The following is a 19,777-nucleotide window of genomic DNA, read 5'->3' on the forward strand; positions in this document are numbered from 1 at the left end:
GGGGAAGACTCATTGCTATCGAATACCCGCCATGCCCTTAACGAATGCAGCAGCAGAACGATGAATACATTGCAACGAGCAGAAGTTGATCGCTTTCTCTCCAGTGGCAACCACGACGATATCTTATTCACGATATGGCCCGGTGATTCGGTCGTTGGTAGGGCGATAAACGGGGATGCCGCACTGCGTTGTGCGCTCATTTCAGCAGTTCGGGAACGAGCCGAACAAGCTGCCGTATCTGCATGCCAGGAGTATTCCGGCCTGGACATAAATACACGCGAGAAATTTGCACCCATGGTGCAAGGGCTGTTTCCGCAAAAGGAGCAAGCTATCATCCTCGACATGCTTGAGCGCTCGGTCGTCTTTCTTACACCCGCGACGATAAATACTGTCCTTGAGAAGGCAACGTGGCTCAAGACCGCGTGGGATCTGGCGAACATCTACCTCGCAAGTCTGGATGCAAAGCCGCTTTCTGAGAGTGCTCCAGACATTGTCGGCTTGAGCGAAGAGACGACCTGCTTCGTGTCCATGAAGTATTTTAGCAACAACAATCCGCTCGAAGATTACGTGATCCACGAAGCAGCTCATATTTTTCACAACTGCAAGCGTGAAACGCTCGGACTACCCGAAACCCGTCGTCGCGAGTGGCTGCTCGAAATCGATTTTGCCAAACGCGAGACCTTTGCATATGCCTGCGAAGCCTATAGCCGAATTCTTGAGCTTGGCGAAACCCGCTCGGCGCGCAGCAGACTTTTGTCAGAACATGCTGAAGAACCGATGCCGCCGGATGATCGTGTTGATGGGGCTGAGTATGTTGATATTCTTCGAGAGGCCGTTGCTGCCAGGAATGGCTGGAAGCGCATACTTGAGCGGTGCTCTCCCCCACGGCCTGCCCGCCGCGATTAAGCGATAGCGGCTACCTTTGCTTATCCCGTTAAGCATTGAAGGCACATCGAATCTGATGTGACTTGCGGCATCGAAATGCGCCCTAAAAGTTCGCATTTCAAAATCCATCACTGATATCGCGCGCCCAGAATCGGTCTCATGTCGATTCACTCCCATATTTTCGCCTCACTGCTCATCAGCCTGTTGCCTATTGCACACGCTGACGATCTCGGTGTCGTCGGGCCGACCTACGACATCGCTGAACCTGACCTGCTGGAAGTCATCCAGTCGAGCCTCTATCAGATGGAGAAAAACGGCGAGCTATCCAAGAAGCAAGGCGAATACCGAGATCGTGTCATCGGTGCAGTCGAAAAGCCCAAACCTGTGCCTAGCCTCAAGGCGACAGTAGTCAAGCGCACTTTCTACCACGTCCCAACGATGATTATGGATCACGACATCCGAGGTGTGGACGGCGCAATCTTGTTTGCGCGCGGGCTGAAGGTGAATCCGCTGGATCATGTTTCCCTTAGAGACGAACTCATCTTCTTTGACGGGCGTGATCGCCGACAAGTCTCCTTTGTAAAACAGACGATGCGGAAGCTCAAAGGTGCGGCAAAGCCCATCATGGTTGCTGGCGAACCCTTGAATCTCATGCGTAACTGGAAGCACCGGGTCTTCTACGACCAGGGCGGAGCGCTGGTTCGCCGCTTGGGTATTCGTCAGGTGCCAGCAGTAGTGACTCAAGACGGAAAAAGGCTGAGGGTCGATGAAGTCCTTCCGTGAGTTCGTTCTCATCCTCGTGCTTGCAATCGCCATGGGGAACTCGCAACCGGTGTTCGCGAGCGCGACCTGTACCGGCCGGTTTGCGAACCCGATTACGGATATTTGCTGGAGTTGCATGCTCCCGATCCGGTTCGGTGGCCTTGATCTGGTATCCATGGGGCAGGAAGACACACCCAACCCCGGAGGATCTCCCGTTTGCATGTGCCAGTCGCAATTGCGGGTGGGGTTCAAGGTGAGCTTCTGGGAGCCGGTTCGTCGCGTGGATGTGGTACGCCAGCCGTTTTGCATGGCCAGCCTCGGCGGCGTTGAGCTGAATCCCGGGTTTGATGCGCCGCGAGGTTCGCGCTTCAGCCAGGACAGCACATCGACCTCATCCTTCTATCAGGTGCATTGGTATATCGACCCAATCATCTTCTGGCTGGAAGCCATCTTCGACAATGCCTGTCTGGAGCAGAGTTCTTTCGATGTGGCCTATCTCACCGAGCTCGATCCAATGTGGCACGACGACGAGCTGACCTTTATTTTCAATCCCGATGTCGCTCTGTTCGGCAATCTGCCGGCCCGTGCTGCCTGTGCTGCGGATTGTGTAGCGGCAACAGCAGGGTTTCCCCTGAACACGTTGTTCTGGTGTGCGGGATGCCAGGGAAGCCTCTATCCACTTAACGGAAACGTGCAGGCACATATTGGTGGTGTCCAGGCATCCAGTCTGGAAATGACTCGCCTGATTGCGAAGATGCATCGTGAGGGGCTGATGTGGGCGGCATCCGGCGAGGATGGACTCTGTGGCTACTATCCGCAGCCGATCATGGACAAGACCGGCTACAAGTACCAGATGCTGTACCCGATCCCGCAGACGGCGCAGATCGCTGGCAAATGCTGCCAGCCTCTGGGGCGATCAACGGTTCTGTGGGGAGCTGGCAAAGAATATCCTTTTGAAGGCGAGGACTTCGCCTACATGGTTTTCCGAAAACGCAACTGCTGCCAGGGAGCGTTTTGAAGCCATGAATCGATATCGGTGCGGCGTACTCATCGCAGCTTCAATTGCGTGTTCAGTGTCGAGCATCGCATGGGCGCAGGCTGTGCTGCCAAGCGATGGCGACATGCGCGTGGCGCGGCAACGCATGGAGGATGCTCTTAAGGGGATGGGGCCGGCAAGAGTAGCGAATCCGTTGTCGGTACCAAAAACTGACGCATTACCGAAGCCAGTAGCCAAGAGTCCGGATATCTCCCAGATCGCAGAGCCCTATCGTCGTATGTCTCCACCCACGGCAGCAATGCCATCTGACATCCCCGAGCTGATGGTCTTCGTCTCGTTCTCGATGCCGAAGGAAGCGCTTGAACGAATCGTCGTCCAGTCGGAGAAGTCTGGTGCCGTCCTCGTGCTTCGAGGACTCAAAGGTAACTCCCTGAGTCGTATGGGGGAGGAGCTGGCTGCCTTGATCGGGAAGCGGAATGTCACGGCCATTATTCATCCACCAGCCTTCAAACAGTTCAAGGTAGCTCAAGTCCCGGCGCTGGTAATCGCACGAGCCGCGCAAGCAACCAAGATTGGAAATGACGGATGCGCTGTTCCTACAAGCTATATCAAGGTTGATGGCGACGTTGGTCAGGACTACGCCCTCGATCTTATTGAACGCCAGGCGCCGACTTGGGCAGAAGCCGCAAGACGCTATTCCGCAAGATTGGCTGGATCACGTCCATGAGGTGCCTTTTTGTCTGGGGCATGGTTTTCATGGCGACCCCCACCAACGCGGTAGCGCAGGGCTATGACTCAGGTACGGCATTCACCGAGGGCAGGGCGCTTGGATCAGGCTCGATCAATGGTGCCTTTCAGGGTATCGGTAGCGGGAATGCCGCGTCCATGGTTCCCGGTTACGGGCAGAGCGCCACGCAAACCCAGTTGTTCCAAGGAGGGCAGGGGCAGCTATCTGGACCCGGTGTCACCAAGGTTACGGACTGCGCTAGCCAGGTGCCGGACACCGACACCTATCGGCGGCAGGAGTGCGATGCGGTGAATTTTGTGGCGCGCAACCCGAGCGTGCGGCCGGCCTTTTCGATTGATCGTGCTACCGATCCTCTGATCAGTCGTGCCAATTCCATCGCCAGCAACCCAACCTTGCAGGTCACTGGCGTCAATATCGGGTCGAGTACGGAGCAATGCCGTGTGGTGACGGAAACCATGCCAGCCACGTTTTCGACAGAGGTCTGTACCGAGTACCGGCCCGTAACCAGCAATTTCTGTTCAACCGAGCGCCAGATCGCCGTCGATCAACATCATCTGTACCAATGTGTCGAACAGATGCAAACGCTCAGCGATGCCACTTGCTACATCGGTCGGCAGATTGCGGTGAACACCAGCTACAACTATCAATGCAACCAGACGATGCAGGGATATGAAACGTTGAGCTGTCGGCGTGGGGTGTCGGCCACGGTCGGATTTGGCCAATGCACGCCCGGCGCTTGGCTGGGCCGGGCGGCGTTCATGGATTGCAGTTGGTGCGTAGACCCGTACATGGCCATGAACATCTTCTGCGGAAGTGATGGCCTGTCGTATGTGGTGGAGCCTTACCGGTCCTATGACGGTGTGAATCGCTACGACTACAACTGGATTGGCTACCCATGGGATGGGAGCTACGGCCAGTTCCCGGTTGCCGTAGCTCCCGGGCAGTCGGTTACCGACTACTACGTCAGCAACCTCGGGTTCGGCTGCAATCTCTATGTGTATTTCAGCGTCAGCTGCAGCTCAACGACCTGCACGCCTTCGATGCGCAATGTCAGTTCCGGGTGCAATTCCTCCGGGGGGACTGGAACCGGGGCGCCACTCCAACTACCGATGTCGAAAACCGTCAGCAGTTGGGTATCCAATGAGTGCGCCACTTTGCAACAGCGAACACAGTAATGAAGGCACTGACGTTTGTAGCGCTGCTACTCATGACCTTTGTGGATCAAGCTGTCGCCGGCGATTGTCGGCTGGAAAGCTCGACCTGCGTTGATAGCACCGCAAGCAAGACAATCTCTGGCGTTGTCGTGACATTGGCAGACGTCGGCGGTTGTTGGGAGTATCAGGATACCTATACCTGCATCAAACCCGATTCGATTGATTACTGTTCGGCTCTGACGGCGGCTGGTTGCGCGCAGACCAGTTCAACTTGCAGCGATACCGCCTTCAATAGCACCTGCAATACTTACACGAAGACGTTTAGATGTGGCTCCAGCCAGGGAACCCCCACCAACACGGTTCGCTTGGATAACACCTACACGCTGGCGACAGATACTGCGGATACCAGCCAGTGCAGTAGCTATGCTCAAAATTCCCGCTGTCGTCTGGCGGCGCATAGCTGTGTCGACTCGACGCCATGCAAGGTCGACCCCAGCGGGGCGACGGTGTGCCTGGCCGGCGTGATGCCGCCAGCGGGTGGACTCAACTCTACGGCTACATGCTGGCGCTATCAGGATGACTATTCCTGCATTGCCGAGAATCACATCGACTATTGCGCGGCCATCAAAGCAACCGAAGGGTGTGCGCTGGTCAGTTCGACCTGCGACAGCACGGCATTCGACGGGTCATGCAACCAATATACCCGACGGTATCAATGCACCAACGTCACGGCCTCGACGAGCACCCCGACAGTGGTTGAGCTCAATACGTCCTACACCATCACGTCGAACACACTGGATACCAGCCAGTGCACCTCATTCGCGCAAAGCAGCAATTGCGTCCATGCGGCGACGACCTGTACCGATAGTACGCCCTGCAAAACGATTAACGGCCTGCAGGTCTGCCTGACTACCGTATCCCCATTGCCAGCCGGGGCGCAAAGCTCAGGGGATTCCTGTTGGGCTCGCTCCGAGGATTACACCTGTGCTGGTACTACGCTGACCAACGACTGTCAGGAGTTGATTGATCGGGGTTGCACACAGGTCTCATCTCAATGCATTGACCAGTTGGATTCCGGGGCATGCGACATGAGCGAGAGAACCTACTCGTGCCAGACCTCGCCGGCATCACAGACCCAGCGCACGGTTTGTGATCAGCGATCGTTTTGCCAAGGTGGGAGCGGGTGCTTCGATACCAGTAATCCTGCCGATTTGGATTTCGGGAAAGCGATGGCCTCGATGGAGGCGGCACGCGAGGCAGGTGTCTATGGTGCGGATCAGCGACTGTTCAAAGGGGTGGGGGAGCAGTGCCGCAAGAAGCTTTTTGGCCTGGTGAATTGTTGCAAGAAGGGCGGTGGCGGTGCGGCCAGAAGCAACAACGTGCTGATGTCGACGGCCGTTCAGGGTGCTTTTGCCGGTGGTCAGATGGCGATCAATGCGGGCAGCAAATACATGTTCGACTTCATGTACCCCCAGTACTCCAGCTATATCGAAGCGGGAGCGCAGGCCATGATTTCATCGGAGGTGCTTTTTACACCTACAGATTTTCAGCCGTCGTTCAGCTTTTATGGAATGACGTTTTCCACGGGAACGGTAACCAGCGGCCTGCTCGGTGGCCCTGTCTATTCGCTTGGATCGTTGGGGAGCTTCAATCTGTACTTTGACCCCTATTCACTGGCGGCAGCCGTGGCAATTCAACTGATATCGGAACTTCTGTCGTGCGAACAATCCGAGCAGCTTCTGGCGATGCACAGGGATGCCAACCTATGCGTTCATGTTGGCTCATTCTGCTCTGCGCGCGTGCCAATCATTAAAACCTGTATCGAGCAGACAGAATCGTATTGCTGCTTCAACTCTCGCCTGGCCCGGATCATCAATGAACAGGGCAGGGGGCAGGTGGGCAAAGGATGGGGCAGCGCCGAGGGGCCAGACTGCTCTGGATTTACCACGTCGGAGTTTGAGCAACTCGATTTTTCCCGCATCGACATGAGCGAGTTCGTCCAGGAAATCTCCGCCAGTGTGAATGTGCCAAGTGCTTCATCTTTCGGGCAGAACGTCCAGAGCACCGTCCAGCAACGCGTCAATAGCTACTACAACCCATGAACAGACCTATGAAAGCACTCACGATGGCTCTCTGTTTTTTCGCTCTTCTCGGGAGCAAGGATATTCTTGCGGCAGATTTGAAACAGCATCTGATCGCGGCGATTGATGCGCCCAATGGGCTGTCCGATGGAGAGTTGAGCGGGGCAATGGCCGAATTTTTCAAGGCACAGACACGTTCCTCTGCGCCCGTGATGGTTCAGGTCAGGACAGTGCAGAAGTTTGCCGAAGCAGGTTGTGCTCGCCTGCAAGCGACCTTGATGCAAGATGCGGTGCCGACCCAGGATGGAAAATTGATTCCGTTTGTAATTCGCTACGAACTCAACCTGTGCCGTGACGGGCAACCAGCGACCGAAGGGATTGATCTCGACGCGGCATCACGAGCGCTTTCACGCAATCAACCCATGCAAAAATGAGATAAGATTCACCTTTCATAAAACAACCAACTGTGGAGAAACTCAATGAACAAATCCGAACTGATTGAAGCGCTGGCTGCCAAAGCCGATCTGTCCAAAGTGACTGCTGGCCGTGCCTTGGATGTTCTGATTAACGAAATTGTAACGGCTGTTGCCAAGGGAGATTCGGTAGCCCTGATTGGCTTTGGCACATTCAAGCCGGCAGCGCGCGCGGCGCGCGAAGGCAAGAACCCGAGAACCGGCGAGAAGCTCAAGATCGCAGCGACGACAGTGCCGAAGTTTTCTGCTGGCGCCACCTTCAAGCAGGCAGTCGCCAGCAAGGGTAAGGCCAAGAAGAAATAAACTCATTCCGGCAGACTACAATCGCTGCGCTACTTGCAAAGCGGAATTTTTATCCGTCAGTAGTGGGGCGGTTGTCCCAGACTTCCTGATTTAATCATCTAACCGATACATGTCAGGCGCCACGTGGAAATCCGCTGGCTGGTTCCGCTACCAATGCGGCCTCCATCCCGCTGAAAAAGTTGTGCTTATGGTTCCCTCGGCGATCCACCTTATACAACAGATATTGTTTCGGTTATTATCGAATCCCACGCCAATCTTGGCCATCTTCGACTTCAATGGCATCGCCGAAGATGCAGGATGCTCGTGGGATTGTCACCGAACCCCCAAGTGAGTACCCCGCACTACTGAAAGCTATCGTATATGCATAAGCAAGCACCAGAGATTTTTCAACGTCCCCTCACATCACTTGATCTGACCGGCTTGCCGCCAACCACCGATCCGGGTTTTGAGCAGGCGGTCATCATGCATTACGCCATGCAGTACGCTGCAAAGGGATGGACTGCGGCGGTGGTCGTGAGCGATGGGATGGTACGCGTTGTCGCGGTGCCGCAGCAGGGCATTGAACCAAAAACTTATCTGATGGGGCTACTCCATCACGGCTATATCGAAGATGCGCTACCGGGGCTGGAAGCCATGTATGGCATGCTCGATGACCCCGACATCTGCTTTAACTACGGCGTAGCACTGTCTGAGCTTGGCCGTGTCGAGGAATCACTGGCACCGCTGAACAAGTGCCTTAACCTTGATCCGAGCTACGACAACGCTGCCATCGCCATCGGCGTTTCGCTCTCCAAACTTGAGCGCTACGACGAGGCTGAATTCGTGCTTAAAACGGCTGCGAAAATCCAGCCCAACAATGCCCTAATCAAGCAGAACCTCGCTGCGACCTTGGCGCGTGCAGGGAAGCACGCAGAGGCATTGCCGTATTTCCGCCAGGCCACTTCACTGGCACCAGATAATCCGGCGGTACTGATGGGGTTGGCACGCTGCCTCGACACGATAGATACACACAAAAAGGAAGCGCTGAAGGTCTATAAAGACGTGGCAAAGCGTTTTCCAGATTCGCAGTTCGCTGAAGATGCCAAGCAGATTTTGAATCGGGCAGGACAGGCTGATCTCCGCAAGTCTGTGGATGATGGGTATCGCCCGGATGCGGTGGAATACATGATGGGTGCCATGAAGCGCTTCGCCGAAATTCCGCGCGAGCAAGTTGGGCGTGTGACTATGGAAATTGCGCGGCTTGGCGAGTCCGGGCTGGAAATCAACAATCCCTTGAAGCGCTATTCGCTCACCAACCTCGACGGGGATTTTTCTGGTCTGCAACTCCTTTGCTACATGCACGTTGGCATGGCGATCTTCGACCCGAAAGTCGATTGCGGCTCCGGGTTACAGCGAGAGTATGAGATGGCCAAGGGTATGGCCGGTAAGTGACACCCCCCGGCATTCAAGCCGAGCTTGAAGCTGCTGAACAGGCAGAGTCATTGCTTCCCGGCTTGCCTGCCGCTTCATATGCTTCTGGCGACCTGTTGGATCAGTCAGATGGATACGATGTGCTCTATCAACAACGCAAGCGCTACAACCGTGAATTCGGCTTCTGCCTATTTACGGCAGAATGCATTTTCACACTGGCAACCCTGTGCAAAGGGAAAAAGATGCTCGAAGCCGGTAGTGGTTCCGGCTGGCTGGCCGACCAACTTGCGCAACAGGGAATTGAAATCACTGCCGCCGACTGGACGGACTATCGGCAACCCCGCGACAAGAAGCGCGGCTATCCAATGCGATCCGTGTTTCGCCTCGATCACCACGGCGACGCGGTGGCACTGCTCCCCGGCGATTTTGACATGGTGCTGCTGGTCTGGCCGAACCTCAACACGCCATTCGGCGAACAGGTCGCTCACGCGATGCGCTCTGGACAGGTTATGATTCTCGAAGGCGAAGAGAAAGGCGGCAGCACGGCGACCGATGAGTTTTTCGACGTGCTCAGCGCCGATTTTGAACGCCTCGATGCCGAGACGCTGGCGCTCAACGAACATCACCGCACCTTCCCCGGTTTACATGACCGGTGGCAAATATTGAGGAAAAAATGATAGAGGCGCCGATCAGCACGCCACCGCAGGCTTACATGGACATCATCAGTTCGCTGATTGACAAAGCGCGGGGCTTCCTGGAGGCAGGCGAAAAGCTTCAGGCAATGGCGTTCGTTGGCAATCTGACCACAAAGGAAGTCATCCCAGTGATGATTCAGCCGGGCAGCGGCGAGGACAAAGACCAGTCTGCGCGGATGATCCAGTCAGCGGCGTCGGTATTGGATGCTGATTTTGTGTTCACGATCATGGAAGCATGGTCGCTTCGACCAGACAAAATATCGAAGATGGACGCAATCCTCGACAAGTATGGAAGCATCGGTGCATCGCCCTACGCGATAGATGTGTGTTCGCTTGCGCTGGAAACGAGGCGTGGGGTATGGGTTGCGCAGCAACAGATCAAGCCCAAGGGAATTTCCAAGAAGAAACGGACAATCGGGGTAGTCGAATTCCGCTATTTCACGGAAGCTGGTGGCCGATTTATGCAGCTACTGCCAAAGAAGGAAGACGATGAACTACCGACAATTTTACATTGAAGGCTGAAGCATGAACCGCTCAGACCTCATCAATCGCTTGGCCGAATTGCATCCGCAACTGCTCAGCAAGGATGCTGATCTTGCCGTTAAAGTGATTCTGGATGCCATGTCCGAGGTGCTGTTACGTGGAGGGCGTATCGAGATTCGGTGCTTCGGTAGCTTTGGCCTGAATTACCGGCCTCCACGTCTGGGGCGGAACCCCAAGACCGGCGAAAAAGTGAAAGTGCCTGCCAAGTACATGCCGCATTTCAAACCGGGCAAGGAGTTGCGTGAACGCGTTATCCTTGCAGCAGGGAAGTGAAATAAATCTTTGAAGCAGGACGTGCGTCAGGCAGATGTTGTTGAAACCGGTTGCGATTCCATAAAGCGCTTATTCCAGGCCGCAGCGGATAATGCCTCTGTTCGACCAATAGGTCCCGTCGCACGGCACCCCATACATTCCACCATCCATCCGTTGATGTCCACTTCACAGGATTTCGTGTGCGGGCTACCGCAGAACGGACATACGTCGAGATTGTTCATAACTCCTCCGTTGGTTTGTCATCAGTATATGAAAATACGGGACGAGGCGCTCGATCTCGATGACGGCGTTATCACTCCGTCAGCCCCTTTGAGGGGATGCGTTTCTGGATAAGTATCTGACCTCGCCGACTTACTAGCGAAGGCCATCAAGGTAGCTGGCCAGTTCGTTGATATGAACATACCGGCGACGGTCTCGAAGAATGGTTGGTATCGGGAAGACACCTTTGCTGATCTGGTTGTGAGCAGTTCTTGGGTTGATGCCGATTTCCTGTGCCGCAGCAGCGAGTGGAAGTAGCAACCCGCTGTGGCGGCTAGTCAGAAGGGCAAGGCTATCTTGGTGTTCAGTGGCGCGCATCCGATGTTCTTTCGCAATCATGGTAGTTCATCGTACCGCCACGCAAAAAGAACGCGAGGCTGAAATGCGTCCTCCGAGTTCACATTTCAACTCCGAATAATCTTGTGGCGTCCCTATGATTCCTAAATGGCATATATCTTTGATAGGCCATTTTCAAGACACCAGCTCATTCCGTATTTGAAACGAGCTTCGGGGTTGATGGATGTGAATCGCGGGCTTCATAGAGATGAATACCTTTGACGTAGTTCGTGCTGCTGCCGGAGGAATGGCGGTGGTGCCAGAAAAACAGGCAGGTGAGATTGTCGGAGGAATCTCGGTAAAGACTCTAAGAAACCTTAGAGCCGAAGGAAAAGAACTGCTCCCAACTATTGAGATCGGCGGTCGTCGGTATGTCTGTATCTCCGATATTGCTGAATTCATTGACCAACGACGGCCCAAATCTATTCCATCAACATCATCAATTACCGCGCTTCCAGTTGACAAACTGCCAAGACGGGTCGGTCGCCCCAAAAAATCCGAGTTACGCAAAGCTATGGACTTGCCTGATCGTACCCTACGATCTTGAACTGAGCCTCATGCCTATCCACCGCAAACGCGGTACAAGCAATGATCCAGCTATCTGTATCAATAGGCTTCAGTATTGAGTGCCGGGATGGCTTGCGTCTGATTCAGGGACAAAACGGGGACAGTTGCGTCGGGATACGGCGGGACATTCGGGGACAAAACGGGGACACTGATGGAAAATTTTGGCAATATTCCATAGGTAAGGGGGCTTGAGAATTAATATTTTGGCATGTGGGTTTTATAAATAAAAAACCCGTAAAGCATTGAGCTATACGGGTTTTTATTGTGATACTGGCGGAGAGGGCGGGATTCGAACCCGCGGTGGGGTATTACCCCACACACGCTTTCCAGGCGTGCGACTTAAACCGCTCATCCACCTCTCCAGATGGTACTGCTGTGTTACTTTTCGGGCACGCTTTGGCTACGGCCGCAGCTTCGCAGCTTAACGTTTGCTGCGCTCACGTTAGCCTACGCCGCAACAAGCCGCTACGCAGCGTGTTGTCCAGGCGTGCGACTTAAACCGCTCATCCACCTCTGGTGGAGCTACTAGCCATTCGACCAGGCGGCAAAGCCGCCAAGTCGCTGGTTATCCGAAAGGGCGCGCAGGATAAACCAGAATGCCTTTTGCCGCAATCAGAAGTGGTTCTTCCATTCGCGCAGGGCAGTAAATACGCCGAGTTCGCTGTGGTCGTCCAGGCCGTTCTGTTGCAGGGTGCGGAGGATTTCCGGCTGTGCGCAGCGCAGGAAGGGGTTGGTGGCCTTTTCCAGTTCGATGGTGGAGGGCAGGGTCGGCAGGTTGGCGGCGCGCAGCCGTTCGGTTTCGGCGATGCGTTGCCGTACGTCGGGGTTGTCCGGTTCGCAGGCGAGGGCGAAGCGCAGGTTGGCGGCGGTGTACTCGTGGGCGCAGTACACGCGGGTGCTGTCGGGCAGTGCGGCCAGGCGTTGCAGCGAATGGTGCAACTGCGCGAGGCTGCCCCTCGAAGTTCCTGCCGCAGCCCGCGCCGAACAGGACGTCGCCGCAGAACAGTATGTCCGGCGCAAGGTAGGCGATGTGGTCGTCGAGGTGGCCGGGGATCTCGATGATGTCGAGCGCGAGGCCGGGCGCGTCGAGTTCGATGCGGTCGCCTTCGCGCAGGTCGCGGGTGACGTGCGGATTGTTCGCATGCCGCCGTCCGCACACCGGCACGTTGTATACTTCGCGCAGTTCCGCGATGCCGCCGATGTGGTCGGCATGCCGGTGGGTACACAGGATGGCGACGGGCTGCAGGCCGTTCCCGCGCAGGAAGGCGAATACCGGGGCGGCCTCGCCGGGTCGACCACGACGGCATGACGGTCGTTGTGGATCGCCCAGATGTAGTTGTCCTTGAGGGCGGGTATGGCGGTGATCTGGAACATGGATGATTCACGGAACGAAGGCGATGCCGAATTGTAAGTTAACCGCGCAGAGTTTGAGCGAATGGTTTGCCACCGAGCAGGGCAGCTATGTGCTGGCGCGGGAGTATGCGTTCTTCGACCACGCCGTGAGCGATATCTTCGGTTATAACGCGGTGCAGATGGGTTCGCCGGAACAGGATTTCCTGCGCGGCAGCCGCGTGCCGCTGCGCTTCAGTGCCGGCAGCCAGGCCGGCAATGCGGTGCGGTTGTGCTGTACGGAGTTGCCGTTCGCGAGTGCCAGCATGGATATGGTGCTGTTGCCGCACACGCTCGATTTTGCCGAACATCCGCACCAGATCTTGCGCGAGGTGGAGCGGGTGATGATGCCGGAAGGCAGTCTGGTCATCAGCGGTTTCAATCCGCGCAGCATGTGGGGCTGCACCGCGCGCTGGGCAGGCGGCAGGGTTATCCGTGGTGCGGGCGGTTCATTGCGCTGTCGCGCCTCAAGGACTGGCTGGCCTTGCTGGGTTTCGAGGTGGTGGGGGGGCGTTTCGCGGCCTATGCGCCGCCGTTCCACCAGGCCAAATGGCTGGAGCGCTGCGCGTTCATGGAGGCGGCAGGGGACCGCTGGTGGGCGGTGAGCGGCGGGGTGTATTTTCTGCATGCGGTGAAACGCGTGCACGGGATGCGGCTGATCAAGCCGCAATGGAACGAGGGGCTGGTGAGCAAACTGTTGCCGGTCTCGCCGAAACTGAACAACAGGATTTCGCAACGCAGCGAGGCTGATCCGCAATGAACAAGGACGTGGTCGAGATATTCACGGATGGCGCATGCAAGGGGAACCCCGGCGTGGGCGGATGGGGCGCGCTGTTGCGCAGCAAGGGCAAGGAGCGCGAGATGTTCGGCGGCGAGGCGCACACCACCAACAACCGCATGGAGCTGCTGGCGGCGATCTCCGCGCTGGAAGCCCTGAAGCGGCATTGCCGCGTGAAGCTGCATACCGACTCGAAGTATGTGCAACAGGGCATCAGCGAATGGGTGCATGGCTGGAAGCTGCGCGGCTGGAAGACGGCGGACAAGAAGCCGGTGAAGAACGAGGACTTGTGGCGCAGGCTGGACGCGCTGGCGGCGCAGCACGAGATCGAATGGATCTGGGTCAAGGGACATGCCGGGCATGACGGCAACGAGCGCGCCGACGAGTTGGCGAACCGGGGCGTGGAGTCCGTGCGGGAGAATGAAGATGCGTAAAATTGTGCTGGATACCGAGACCACCGGACTGGACCCCGGCAGGGGCACCGCATCATCGAACTGGCGGCGATCGAGCTGGACGGACGCAAGGTGTCGCAGAGCCGTTTTCATCGCTACCTCAATCCGGAACGCGAGATCGAGGAGGATGCGGTGAGGATCCACGGGCTGACCTATGAACGCCTGCAGAACGAGCCGAAATTCTCCGACATCGCGACCGGCTTCCTGGAGTTCATCGAGGACGCGGAGCTCATCATCCATAACGCGCCGTTCGACCTGTCCTTCCTGAATCACGAACTGGAACGGGCCGGCTTGCCGCCGTTGCGGAACGAGGTGGTGGATACGCTCAAGCTCGCGCGCGAAATGCATCCCGGCAAGAAGAACAGTCTGGATGCGCTGTGCAGCCGCTATGAGATAGACAATACCCATCGCACGCTGCATGGTGCGCTGCTGGATACCGAATTGCTCGCCGAGGTGTATTTCGCGATGACGCGCGGACAGGAAAGCCTGCTCGGCGACGATCCCGTATCCGGGCGCCAACTGGCTGCGTTGGGCACGGATGCATCCTGTCCCAGGCCGAGGGTGTTGCCGCCGAGCGCGGAGGAATTGGCGGGGCATGCGCAACAACTGGACGATATCGACAAGGCGAGCAAGGGCGCGTGTTTGTGGAAACGGATCGAAGGCGTGGCCTGAAGTCCGGTAGTTCTTTCGTGTTTTTCGCGGACGGTTTTTTGTCCGTACTCAACTTCAATCAACGCGCCCCTCGCGGGCGCAGGAATCCGACATGAAAACAGATGTGGTCATCATCGGCGCGGGCGCGGCAGGCCTGATGTGCGCCTTGCAGGCCGGCCAGCGCGGCCGTTCCGTGGTGTTGCTCGACCATGCGAAGAAGCTCGCCGAGAAGATACGCATTTCCGGCGGCGGGCATTGCAATTTCACCAACCTCGGCAGCGGGCCGGAAAATTTCATTTCCGGCAACCCGGATTTCGCCAGTCGGCGCTGGCGCGCTACGCGCCGCAGGATTTCATTGCGCTGCTGCACAAGCACGGCATCGGATACCACGAAAAGGAACTCGGGCAGTTATTCTGCGATGAAGGCTCGGACGCGATCATCGCGATGCTGCGCGGGGAATGCGATGCGGCGGGCGTGAAGCGTTTCATGAATTGCGAGGTCGGCGAGGTCAAGTATTACCCGTCTCCCGAAGGCGGATCGCTGGACGATGGGCGCGGCGGGCAGGGCGCGGCTGGGAAGGTGGAACACAAGTTCTACGTCGATACGACACGCGGCGAATTCGATGCCGCCTCGCTGGTGATCGCGACCGGCGGCCTGTCCATCCCCAAGGCCGGCGCGACCCCGTTCGGTTACCGCATCGCGGAACAGTTCGGCATCCCCATCGTCAAGCTCAAGCCCGGTCTGGTGCCGCTGACCTTGCCCCGGACGACTGGAAGCCTTTTGCCGACCTGACCGGCGTCTCCGTCGATACGGTGGTGAGCTTCGGCAGGCAATCGTTCCGCGGAACCTGCTGGTCACGCATCGCGGCTTGAGCGGTCCGGCGATACTGCAGATCTCTTCCTATTGGCAGCATGGCAAGCCGTTGCATATCGACTTGCTGCCGGGACGCGATATGGCGGCTGTGCTCGACGAACAGAAGGGCAGCAAGAAACTGCTCGGCAATTTCCTGGCGCAATGGCTGCCGAAGAGCTTTGCCGATGTCTGGTGCGCGCAGCTTGCCGATCAGGCCGGGATCGATAACCAGCCGCTGAACCAGTACAACGACAAACAGCGCAAACGGATCGCCGAACGGCTGCACGACTGGGAAGTGTTGCCATCCGGCACGGCAGGCTATGGCAAGGCCGAGGTGACCTGCGGCGGGGTCGACACGCGCGCTGTCGTCAAAGACGATGGAATGCATCCAGGTGTCCGGGCTGTATTTCATCGGCGAGGTGGTGGACGTCACCGGGCAACTGGGCGGCTATAACTTCCAGTGGGCATGGGCTTCGGGTCATGCGGCGGGGCAGGGTGGTATGATTCCACCAACATTCCATCGGCGGATGCGCCGGGCATGAGGAACGGGATGCGCAAACGGGGAGCGTGATGGCCATCGAATCCGAACTGAAGCTGCGCCTCGCACCGGAACAGCTTGCACGGCTGAAACGGCATCCCCTGTTGCGCACGTACCAGCTCGCACGACCTGTCACCCGACACCTCCACAATATCTATTACGACACCCGTCGCTGGCTCTGAACAAAGCCAGGATGGCATTGCGCCTGCGCCGTGCCGGGAGGCAATGGCTGCAAACCCTGAAGGGCGGCGGAACGCTCAAGGGCGGCCTGCATGAACGCCACGAGGGGGAGGGGTCGGTAAGCCGGGCGGCGCTGGACTTTTCCATGCCGGAAGCGGCGGAATGGGACACGCTGTTGCCGCTGTCGTGGCGCGATGAATTGCAGCTGGTGTTCGTCACCGATTTCTTCCGTTCCAGCCGTTTGCTGGATTGGCAGGGCTCGTCGATCGAGGTCTGCATGGATCACGGCGAGGCGCGCACCGAGCAGCACAGTGTCCCGATCTGCGAACTGGAACTGGAGTTGAAATCCGGCGACCCGCGCCACCTGTTCGAGCTGGCGCTGGCGATACTCGAGGTCGCCGTTCGAACTCGAAACGGTCACAAGGCGGAGCGGGGTTACTGGCTGCTGTCCGGGTTCGTCGAGCAACCAGTCAAGGCCGTCGCGCCCGGTCTTTCCGGAACCTGCAGGCTGGCGGATGCGTTGCAGACGCTGGCCTGGTCCTGCCTGACCCATCTGCAAGGCAATCTGCACGGGGCGATGTGGAGCGACGATGCGGAATATCTGCATCAGGTTCGCGTTGCGTTGCGCCGCCTGCGCGTGGTGTTGCGCATGGCCGGGAAGATACGGGCCGACGACGGGCTTGCCGCACTGTCCGGCGAGGTGGCGGCGATGTGCGTCGACCTGGGGCGGATACGCCGCGAGGGACGTGTTCATCGACCAGACGATCCGGCCGATGTGCGCGCATGGCCGGGGCATGGCGCCTGCAGGCGCTGTTGGCCCATAGCGAGCGGCAGCGCGACGGTTGCTACGCCGCGTTGGCGGGGAGGCGCGCGCGCGATGCAGCGGCTGATGCTGCGTTTTGCCATCTGGATGAACGGCCCCGTACCGGCAGAATGAAGGCGCTGCCCTGCAGGTGGATGACTTCTCGATGCGGCATTTGCGCAGGCTGGACAAACGGTTCGCCCGCTCCATGCGCACCTGAATACCCTTGATGCGGAGCGGTTGCACGCGATGCGCATTCTCGCGAAGAAACCGAGGTATAGCGCCGAATTCTTTTCCGGCATATATGGCAGGAAGAAAAGCCGCGCCTTCCTTTGGCGCTCAGCGAGGTGCAGGAGGTGCTCGGCCAGATCCAACGAATTATTGCGGTCGCGCATCGTTTGTTGGACGAATCTGCGGCTGACCGGAGCCTGTCGGCGCATCAGGAGGCGATCGTTGGCTGCAGGGTGGATCGCCAACGACCTGGAACTCCGCCAGTTCGCCTCGTTGCACAAGATTGTGCGGCGTTTTGCCAGGCAACGCCCTTTCTGGGAGAAGATCCACTTAGGCTTTGCGCATGTCTGTCCTTTGCGGTAACATTGCTCGATATTTTAATAACTGTTTAACAATGGAAATGTAAAATAGGAAATACTTCCGGTGGTACAGGCGCTGAAGGCATTGGAGCAGCCGACCCGGCTGGCGATCTAGGGTTGCTGGTTGCGTGCGGCCCGGAAGGGTTGGCGGCGAGGCAGGTGGCCGAGAAGCTGAAAGTCTCATGCTTAGCGACACTGTCGTTCCACTTCAGGACCATGAGTCATGCCGGGCTGGTGGATAGCAGAACCCAGGAAGGGCGCTATCTATTACGGCAAACTTTACGGCGATGAACGGGATCGTGGCGTACCTGACCGAGAACTGTTGCGGTGGCGATCGGCTGCCTGTCAGCCGAAGACAAAACAATCAAACTCATCCATGGAGAGTATCTTGCAGGACAAAACCACCACGTGCTGGTGTTGTGTACCAAAAATTCCGCGCGCAGCATTCTCGGCGAAGTGTTGTTCAACGAACTGGGCAGGGACGGTCCAGGGCATAGGCCGGGCAGCATAACTAGACCGCGTCAATCCGGGCGCGCTGGAATGGTTGCAAACACGGGGATACAGCCTCGAAGGCCTGCGCAGCAAAGCTGGGACAATTCGCCGCGCCCGGTGCGCCGGAAATCGATTTCATCTTTGACCAATGCGACAACGCGGCGGGAGAGGTCTGGCCGGTCTGGCCGGGAAAAGGCTGACCACGGCACACTGGGGCATCCCCGACCCGGCGCAATCGAGGGCGACGAACGCGCGCCGTGCCGCATTCAATAAGGCGGCGGGCAACTGGCACGCCGCATCCGGTTATTCATGGAGCCTGCCCATCGAAGCTGGATGGACTCACACTGAAAGAGAGACTGGCCGAGATCGGTCGCATCGGGATTGACCATGAACCTGTTCAGCGTTATCTAACCGTGTGGGTCGCGTCATGCATTTTATCGGCGTGCTGCTCGGCGAGTTATTGCCAGAGGCGTTCCATGCCATTGCCGCTGGAAGTCGCCAAAGAACATTCTCGTCGGCGTGCTGGTGTAAGGTGATGATCATCCCGATGTTGCTGAAATCGATTTCGGCGCATTGCATCAGGTCAGGGCGCATGTGCGCGCATCGGCGTCGCTACGCTGTTCGTCAACTGGGCGGTCAAACCGTTCTCGATGGCCTTCCTCGGCTGGCTGTTCATCCGCCATGTGTTTGCCGATGGCCTGCCGCAGGATCAAACCGACAGCTACATCAAAAAGGCCTGATCCTGCTTGCCGCAGCTCCGTATACCGCGATGGTGTTCGTGTGGAGCAACCTGGTGAAAGGCGACCCGTATTTCACGCTATCCCAGGTGGCTTAAACGACTACATCATGATCTTCGCTTTCGCGCCGCTGGTGGGACTGCTGCTTGGCATTGCCAGTATGCGGTGCGGCGGGGAGTTGCCGTTCGTTTTCGGTGGTGTTCTACATCGCGATCCCGGTCATAATACCGCGCAATTGTTGCGCCACCGCTTGCTGGCGAAGGGCGAGAAGACGTTCGCTTGAGTGCGATGGCGCATATCGCCCCGTGTTCGATGGGCGCGCTGCTGGTGACACGGTGCTGCTGTTCGCGTTGCAGGGTAGCGCCATCGTTGCGCAGCCGCTGGTGATCGCGATGCTGGCCGTGCGGATCCTGATCCAGGTGCTGTTCAATTCCGGGCTGGCCCTGGTTGAACCGCCGCCTGGGTGTGGTGCACTGCGTCACGGCACCCTCGGCGCTGATCGGTGCGAGCAATTTCTTCGAGCTGGCGGTGGCTACCGCCATCAGCCTGTTCGGTTTCGAGTCCGGTGCGGCGCTGGCGACCGTGGTCGGCGTGCTGATCGAGGTTCCAGTGATGCTGATGGTGGTGAAGGTCGCCAATGCGAGTCAGGGCTGGTACGGGCAGGCGAATGATGGGAAAGGACCCGGGCTTGCGACCGAGTCCTTGGCTGTAATGGTGGGCGATACTGGGTTCGAACCAGTGACCCCTGCCTTGAAGCAGTGCTCTCTACCGCTGAGCTAACCGCCCTTTTCGAGGGCGCGGATTAAAGCATAAGGCCGCGCGCGCCGTCAA

22 protein-coding genes, 2 tRNA genes and 5 pseudogenes are annotated in these 19,777 nt (G+C 57.7%); 24 read left to right on the plus strand and 5 right to left on the minus strand.

Going from position 1 to position 19,777, the window contains the following annotated elements:
• Positions 1 to 60 precede the first annotated feature (60 nt).
• The 12 genes from IPM27_12340 to IPM27_12395 all read left to right on the plus strand — a co-directional run bounded on the left by IPM27_12340 (position 61) and on the right by IPM27_12395 (position 10,324).
• On the plus strand, positions 61 to 906 hold the full coding sequence (locus IPM27_12340) for a hypothetical protein (GenBank protein MBK9162277.1): 846 nt from the start codon (positions 61 to 63) through the stop codon (positions 904 to 906).
• A 138-nt stretch (positions 907 to 1,044) separates the two neighbouring features.
• Positions 1,045 to 1,668, plus strand: coding sequence for a type-F conjugative transfer system protein TraW (gene traW / locus IPM27_12345; GenBank protein MBK9162278.1), 624 nt, complete (start codon positions 1,045 to 1,047; stop codon positions 1,666 to 1,668).
• Positions 1,652 to 2,665: a TraU family protein gene (locus tag IPM27_12350; protein MBK9162279.1), complete on the plus strand. Its 1,014-nt coding sequence runs from the start codon at positions 1,652 to 1,654 to the stop codon at positions 2,663 to 2,665. The genes traW and IPM27_12350 overlap by 17 nt, the downstream gene beginning before the upstream one ends.
• Before the next feature lie 55 nt (positions 2,666 to 2,720).
• The gene (gene trbC, locus IPM27_12355; GenBank protein MBK9162280.1) at positions 2,721 to 3,371 is read left to right on the plus strand and encodes a type-F conjugative transfer system pilin assembly protein TrbC; all 651 of its coding nucleotides are present in this window, start codon (positions 2,721 to 2,723) and stop codon (positions 3,369 to 3,371) included.
• A complete protein-coding gene (locus IPM27_12360; protein MBK9162281.1) occupies positions 3,317 to 4,567 on the plus strand; it encodes a hypothetical protein in 1,251 nt (416 codons plus the stop codon). The genes trbC and IPM27_12360 overlap by 55 nt, the downstream gene beginning before the upstream one ends.
• Positions 4,567 to 6,648 (plus strand): conjugal transfer protein TraN, encoded by a 2,082-nt coding sequence (locus IPM27_12365; protein MBK9162282.1) that lies wholly within the window; start codon positions 4,567 to 4,569, stop codon positions 6,646 to 6,648. Before IPM27_12360 ends, IPM27_12365 begins: the two co-directional genes overlap by 1 nt.
• Positions 6,649 to 6,656: 8 nt before the next feature.
• Positions 6,657 to 7,061 (plus strand): hypothetical protein, encoded by a 405-nt coding sequence (locus IPM27_12370; GenBank protein ID MBK9162283.1) that lies wholly within the window; start codon positions 6,657 to 6,659, stop codon positions 7,059 to 7,061.
• Positions 7,062 to 7,106: 45 nt separating this feature from the next.
• Positions 7,107 to 7,403 carry an HU family DNA-binding protein gene (locus tag IPM27_12375; GenBank protein ID MBK9162284.1) on the plus strand — a complete coding sequence of 99 codons (297 nt, stop codon included), beginning with the start codon at positions 7,107 to 7,109 and terminating at the stop codon, positions 7,401 to 7,403.
• A gap of 360 nt (positions 7,404 to 7,763) precedes the next feature.
• Positions 7,764 to 8,834, plus strand: coding sequence for a tetratricopeptide repeat protein (locus IPM27_12380; GenBank protein ID MBK9162285.1), 1,071 nt, complete (start codon positions 7,764 to 7,766; stop codon positions 8,832 to 8,834).
• A complete protein-coding gene (locus tag IPM27_12385) occupies positions 8,831 to 9,490 on the plus strand; it encodes a hypothetical protein (GenBank protein ID MBK9162286.1) in 660 nt (219 codons plus the stop codon). The genes IPM27_12380 and IPM27_12385 overlap by 4 nt, the downstream gene beginning before the upstream one ends.
• Entirely contained in the window at positions 9,487 to 10,023 is a 537-nt protein-coding gene (locus IPM27_12390) for a hypothetical protein (GenBank protein ID MBK9162287.1), read from the plus strand. Before IPM27_12385 ends, IPM27_12390 begins: the two co-directional genes overlap by 4 nt.
• Before the next feature lie 10 nt (positions 10,024 to 10,033).
• Positions 10,034 to 10,324, plus strand: coding sequence for an integration host factor subunit beta (locus IPM27_12395; protein ID MBK9162288.1), 291 nt, complete (start codon positions 10,034 to 10,036; stop codon positions 10,322 to 10,324).
• Positions 10,325 to 10,350: 26 nt separating this feature from the next.
• Here the strand turns inward: IPM27_12395 and IPM27_12400 are convergent, their stop codons facing one another.
• A complete protein-coding gene (locus IPM27_12400) occupies positions 10,351 to 10,545 on the minus strand; it encodes a Lar family restriction alleviation protein (protein ID MBK9162289.1) in 195 nt (64 codons plus the stop codon).
• Between the two features lie 133 nt (positions 10,546 to 10,678).
• Positions 10,679 to 10,921, minus strand: coding sequence for a hypothetical protein (locus tag IPM27_12405; protein ID MBK9162290.1), 243 nt, complete (start codon positions 10,919 to 10,921; stop codon positions 10,679 to 10,681).
• Between the two features lie 205 nt (positions 10,922 to 11,126).
• On the opposite strand from IPM27_12405, the gene IPM27_12410 reads away from it, so the two are divergent.
• Positions 11,127 to 11,465, plus strand: coding sequence for a helix-turn-helix domain-containing protein (locus tag IPM27_12410; GenBank protein ID MBK9162291.1), 339 nt, complete (start codon positions 11,127 to 11,129; stop codon positions 11,463 to 11,465).
• Positions 11,466 to 11,756: 291 nt separating this feature from the next.
• Here IPM27_12410 and IPM27_12415 read toward each other — a convergent pair.
• A tRNA-Ser gene (locus IPM27_12415) sits at positions 11,757 to 11,847 on the minus strand.
• Positions 11,848 to 12,097: 250 nt separating this feature from the next.
• A pseudogene (gloB, locus tag IPM27_12420) lies at positions 12,098 to 12,859 on the minus strand (hydroxyacylglutathione hydrolase).
• A gap of 23 nt (positions 12,860 to 12,882) precedes the next feature.
• Between gloB and IPM27_12425 the strand changes: the two are divergent.
• From IPM27_12425 to IPM27_12475, 11 genes and pseudogenes are all read left to right on the plus strand, one after another.
• Positions 12,883 to 13,634 (plus strand): annotated as a pseudogene (locus tag IPM27_12425) (methyltransferase domain-containing protein).
• Entirely contained in the window at positions 13,631 to 14,086 is a 456-nt protein-coding gene (rnhA, locus tag IPM27_12430) for a ribonuclease HI (GenBank protein MBK9162292.1), read from the plus strand. Before IPM27_12425 ends, rnhA begins: the two are co-directional and overlap by 4 nt.
• Positions 14,079 to 14,776, plus strand: a pseudogene (gene dnaQ / locus IPM27_12435) (DNA polymerase III subunit epsilon). Before rnhA ends, dnaQ begins: the two are co-directional and overlap by 8 nt.
• A gap of 91 nt (positions 14,777 to 14,867) precedes the next feature.
• Positions 14,868 to 16,149: pseudogene (locus tag IPM27_12440) on the plus strand (NAD(P)/FAD-dependent oxidoreductase).
• Positions 16,150 to 16,177: 28 nt separating this feature from the next.
• Positions 16,178 to 16,327, plus strand: a complete 150-nt coding sequence (locus IPM27_12445; protein MBK9162293.1) for a hypothetical protein — start codon at positions 16,178 to 16,180, stop codon at positions 16,325 to 16,327.
• Positions 16,328 to 16,338: 11 nt separating this feature from the next.
• Positions 16,339 to 17,262, plus strand: coding sequence for a CYTH domain-containing protein (locus tag IPM27_12450; protein ID MBK9162294.1), 924 nt, complete (start codon positions 16,339 to 16,341; stop codon positions 17,260 to 17,262).
• 81 nt (positions 17,263 to 17,343) lie between these two features.
• Positions 17,344 to 17,721 carry a CHAD domain-containing protein gene (locus IPM27_12455; GenBank protein MBK9162295.1) on the plus strand — a complete coding sequence of 126 codons (378 nt, stop codon included), beginning with the start codon at positions 17,344 to 17,346 and terminating at the stop codon, positions 17,719 to 17,721.
• 368 nt (positions 17,722 to 18,089) lie between these two features.
• Positions 18,090 to 18,586, plus strand: a pseudogene (locus tag IPM27_12460) (arsenate reductase ArsC).
• Between the two features lie 50 nt (positions 18,587 to 18,636).
• Positions 18,637 to 19,044, plus strand: a complete 408-nt coding sequence (locus IPM27_12465) for a hypothetical protein (GenBank protein MBK9162296.1) — start codon at positions 18,637 to 18,639, stop codon at positions 19,042 to 19,044.
• Between the two features lie 11 nt (positions 19,045 to 19,055).
• Entirely contained in the window at positions 19,056 to 19,229 is a 174-nt protein-coding gene (locus tag IPM27_12470; GenBank protein MBK9162297.1) for a hypothetical protein, read from the plus strand.
• 52 nt (positions 19,230 to 19,281) lie between these two features.
• The gene (locus IPM27_12475; protein MBK9162298.1) at positions 19,282 to 19,617 is read left to right on the plus strand and encodes a hypothetical protein; all 336 of its coding nucleotides are present in this window, start codon (positions 19,282 to 19,284) and stop codon (positions 19,615 to 19,617) included.
• A gap of 41 nt (positions 19,618 to 19,658) precedes the next feature.
• On the opposite strand, the gene IPM27_12480 is transcribed toward IPM27_12475, so the two are convergent.
• Positions 19,659 to 19,732: transfer RNA gene (locus IPM27_12480), tRNA-OTHER, on the minus strand.
• Positions 19,733 to 19,777 lie beyond the last annotated feature (45 nt).

The organism is Nitrosomonadales bacterium, from assembly GCA_016716325.1.
In the GTDB taxonomy this organism is placed as follows: Bacteria; Pseudomonadota; Gammaproteobacteria; order Burkholderiales; family Gallionellaceae; genus Gallionella.

Bases quoted from the DNA above. Each gene is read 5' to 3' on its own strand.
- IPM27_12340 (MBK9162277.1), top strand. From the start codon at position 61: ATGAATACATTGCAACGAGCAGAAGTTGATCGCTTTCTCTCCAGTGGC.
- traW (MBK9162278.1), top strand. From the start codon at position 1,045: ATGTCGATTCACTCCCATATTTTCGCCTCACTGCTCATCAGCCTGTTG.
- IPM27_12350 (MBK9162279.1), top strand. From the start codon at position 1,652: ATGAAGTCCTTCCGTGAGTTCGTTCTCATCCTCGTGCTTGCAATCGCC.
- IPM27_12365 (MBK9162282.1), top strand. From the start codon at position 4,567: ATGAAGGCACTGACGTTTGTAGCGCTGCTACTCATGACCTTTGTGGAT.
- IPM27_12370 (MBK9162283.1), top strand. From the start codon at position 6,657: ATGAAAGCACTCACGATGGCTCTCTGTTTTTTCGCTCTTCTCGGGAGC.
- IPM27_12375 (MBK9162284.1), top strand. From the start codon at position 7,107: ATGAACAAATCCGAACTGATTGAAGCGCTGGCTGCCAAAGCCGATCTG.
- IPM27_12380 (MBK9162285.1), top strand. From the start codon at position 7,764: ATGCATAAGCAAGCACCAGAGATTTTTCAACGTCCCCTCACATCACTT.
- IPM27_12390 (MBK9162287.1), top strand. From the start codon at position 9,487: ATGATAGAGGCGCCGATCAGCACGCCACCGCAGGCTTACATGGACATC.
- IPM27_12395 (MBK9162288.1), top strand. From the start codon at position 10,034: ATGAACCGCTCAGACCTCATCAATCGCTTGGCCGAATTGCATCCGCAA.
- IPM27_12400 (MBK9162289.1), bottom strand. From the start codon at position 10,545: ATGAACAATCTCGACGTATGTCCGTTCTGCGGTAGCCCGCACACGAAA.
- IPM27_12405 (MBK9162290.1), bottom strand. From the start codon at position 10,921: ATGATTGCGAAAGAACATCGGATGCGCGCCACTGAACACCAAGATAGC.
- IPM27_12410 (MBK9162291.1), top strand. From the start codon at position 11,127: ATGAATACCTTTGACGTAGTTCGTGCTGCTGCCGGAGGAATGGCGGTG.
- rnhA (MBK9162292.1), top strand. From the start codon at position 13,631: ATGAACAAGGACGTGGTCGAGATATTCACGGATGGCGCATGCAAGGGG.
- IPM27_12445 (MBK9162293.1), top strand. From the start codon at position 16,178: ATGGCCATCGAATCCGAACTGAAGCTGCGCCTCGCACCGGAACAGCTT.
- IPM27_12450 (MBK9162294.1), top strand. From the start codon at position 16,339: ATGGCATTGCGCCTGCGCCGTGCCGGGAGGCAATGGCTGCAAACCCTG.
- IPM27_12465 (MBK9162296.1), top strand. From the start codon at position 18,637: ATGCATTTTATCGGCGTGCTGCTCGGCGAGTTATTGCCAGAGGCGTTC.
- IPM27_12470 (MBK9162297.1), top strand. From the start codon at position 19,056: ATGATCTTCGCTTTCGCGCCGCTGGTGGGACTGCTGCTTGGCATTGCC.